The sequence below is a fragment of the Microbacterium sp. 13-71-7 genome, assembly GCF_002257455.1.
Taxonomy (GTDB): Bacteria; Actinomycetota; Actinomycetes; order Actinomycetales; family Microbacteriaceae; genus Microbacterium.
Genome location: NZ_NCKN01000354.1, coordinates 1 through 2777 on the forward strand (window position 1 = coordinate 1; position 2777 = coordinate 2777).

Genomic DNA, 2777 nt, shown 5'->3' on the forward strand with positions numbered 1-2777 from the left:
GATCGAGAACTGCTGGATGTTGAGGTCCCAGTCCTTCGGGCCCGGGGCGATCGCGGCGTCGAAGCCGGTGCGCGTCCACACGATCTGCTTGTCGGAGAACCCCAGCTCCGCGGCGACGGCGTGGGCGACGGCGCCCTCGAAGCCCTTGCCGTTCGACGGGTCGTTGTCTGCGAACCACGGCTCGTAGTCGGGGTCGCCGGTCGCGATCGTCAGCTTGCCCGCGGTGACGGTCTGCAGAGCCGCCCCGGTGGCGTCGGCGCCGGCGGACGGGGCGGACGCGGCGGAGCCGCTGCAGGCGGCGAGGGAGAGGGCGGCGACGGCGATCGTCGAGACGAGCGCGACGCGGCGCAGAGCGGGTGCGAGGGACACGGATACTCCTGAGATGCGGGTGCGGGGGCGGACGGGCGTGACTGCAGGCGCAGGTGCCCCGTTCATACCGTAGAGGAATCGGCGAGTCGCCAGTCGGCGAAGTCGAAACCCGGCGAAACGAAACAGGAGACGAGGACCTCGCGGTCGTCCAGCGGACGCGCGGCCTGCCAGACGCCGGCCGGCACGAGTGCCTGCGCGACGTCGTCGGGGCCGAGCACGATCGCCTCCGACTCTCCCGGCGCAGCACCGGATCCGCCGAGGCTGAGCTCGAGGCGGCCCGGTCCGTGCCAGAGCCAGAGCTCATCGCTGGAGACGACGTGCCAGGCGCTCGATTCCTCCGGCGTGAGGAGGTAATGGATGCAGGTGGCCGCGGGGCGGGTGCCGCCGGCGGTCTCGATCGGGTTCCGGCTCGTCCAGGTGCGGCGGAACCAGCCGCCCTCGGGGTGCGGCTCGAGCCCGAGACGGATCGCGGTCGAAGGGGCGGGCGCAGTCATGTGGTGTCTCCCTTGCAGGCGTTCAGGGGGTTTCGAAGGCTGTCGTGGAATGGCGGACCTCGCCGGCGATCACGGTCGCGGCGGATCGGCCCGTTCCGGCCTCCACGAGTTCCGCGACCGCATCCGCGCCCGGCGGGACGTCGAAGAACGCGAGATCCGCGAGCGCCCCGACGGCCAGGTAGCCGGTGCGGTCCGGGCCGACGTCGATCCCCATCGCGTGGGCGCCGCCGAGGGTGGCGGCGTTCAGCAGCCGTGCGTGCAGGTCGCGATCGGTGTATCCCTGGGACCGGGCGATGCGCGCGAGCTCGGCGACGTCGGCGAGCAGGTCGAGCGAAGGGCTCGACGAGAGCGAGTCGGTGCCCACGGCGATCGGGTTGCCCTCGCGCAGATAGGCCGCGATCGGCGGCTCCTCCAGTCCGATCACCGCGTTCGAGCGGGGACACAGCGCGACGCTCGTGTGCCGCTCGCGCAGGATCGCGCGGTCGCGGGCGCTCATGTAGACGCCGTGCGCGATGTGGCAGTCGGGGCCGAGCACGCCGAGCTGGTCCACGAACTCGGTGGCGCTGGTGCCGAAGCCCGCGTCGCGCAGCTCCTGAAAGCTCGCGAGACCGGCCGTATGCCAGGCGTGGGCCTGGTCGTGCGCGAACTCGCTCTCGAACGCCGCCTCGCCCAGGTGGATGTGGATCCGGCTGCCGCGCTCGCGGACGATGTCGGGGATCTCCAGCAGGGGTTCGATGTCGAGGGAGTACGGCGCGTGCGGCGACAGTCCTGTGCCCGGAGGCGTGGGCAGCGCGTCCAGCGCGTCCTCGACCTGGCGACGCCCCGTGCGGGCCCACTCCGCGTTGGTCCAGCTCATCACCTCCCAGTAGGTGATGCCGTGCAGACGGGCATCGTGCAGCGCGGAGGCCGCGGAGCTGTCGGTAACGACGTCGGCGGCGGCGGTCGTGCCGGTGCGGATCAGCTGCGCGGCGCCGTCTGCGGCATCCGCGACCCAGTCCCGCCCGCTCTCGTACACGGGATCGAACGCCGTGACCCAGTCCTCGAAGCCCTGGTAGCGTCCGCGTCCGACTTCGGCCATGCCGGTGTACTGCAGGTGGGTGTGCGCGTTGACGAGCCCGGGGATCAGTACCCCGGGCCAGTGCACTTCCGTGGCCGCGACGCCTCGGTCGGCGAGGGAGCGCCGCACCCAGGATCGCTCGCCCACGTGCAGGATCCTGCCGTTCTGCACCGCGACGGCTCCGTCGGCGATCGGCGGGGCGGTGATGGGGAAGACCTGCCCCGCCGAGTACAGGGTCACGCCGCTCATGCCGCGCCCTCCCGGTACCGGGGCGAGCGCCAGTCATGCTGGGCGCGGAGCTGCGCGTCGCTGCGGACTTCGAGCGCTTCGCCGCGGGCGGCCAGCGCGGCACGCGCGACCGCGTCGTCGGCCTCCTCGGGGAAGCGGTGCACGCCGGCCGGCAGCGGCGTGCCGAGCAGCTGCGCCACGGCGGACAGCTGCACCGCGAAGGAGAGATCCATGATCTCGATCGGATTTCCCTCGGCCGCCGCGAGGTTGACGCACCCGCCTCGTGCCACGAGCAGCGCGCCCTCGCCCGCGCGCTCGAGATGAGGGAGTGCGGCGCCGGCGAGCTCGAGCGGGAGGAGGCCGGCGACGTCGACATCGACTTCACTCGGCACACCACCGGCGACCGCCACGACCCGCGCTACGCGCAGGGTCTCGGCATCGACGGTGTGCGGGGCGCCCGTGGCGGAGATGACCAGCGCACCGGGCGCGAGGGCGCGCAGGTGTCCGGTCTCGTAGCCGTCGTGCGCGGCGCGGAGTGCTCGCACCGGATCGGTCTCTGCGACGCCGACCCTCGCGCCGAGGGCGCGCAGGTGCGCCGAGACCCCTTCGCCGACGGGGCCGTAGCCGAC

Annotated in this window: 2 protein-coding genes and 2 pseudogenes; all 4 read right to left on the bottom strand. The window is 73.0% G+C overall.

All coding sequences use genetic code 11. The features are described 5' to 3' along the window. Window positions 1-369: pseudogene (locus B7X32_RS20095) on the bottom strand (amino acid ABC transporter substrate-binding protein); the annotation flags it as partial. 62 nt (window positions 370-431) lie between these two features. Further along, on the bottom strand, window positions 432-863 hold the full coding sequence (locus tag B7X32_RS20100; RefSeq protein WP_292723817.1) for a cupin domain-containing protein: 432 nt from the start codon (window positions 861-863) through the stop codon (window positions 432-434). Between the two features lie 22 nt (window positions 864-885). Beyond that, window positions 886-2169, bottom strand: a complete 1284-nt coding sequence (locus B7X32_RS20105; protein WP_292723819.1) for an amidohydrolase family protein — start codon at window positions 2167-2169, stop codon at window positions 886-888. Then, window positions 2166-2777 (bottom strand): annotated as a pseudogene (locus B7X32_RS20110) (hypothetical protein); the annotation flags it as partial. The gene B7X32_RS20105 and the pseudogene B7X32_RS20110, both read right to left, overlap by 4 nt.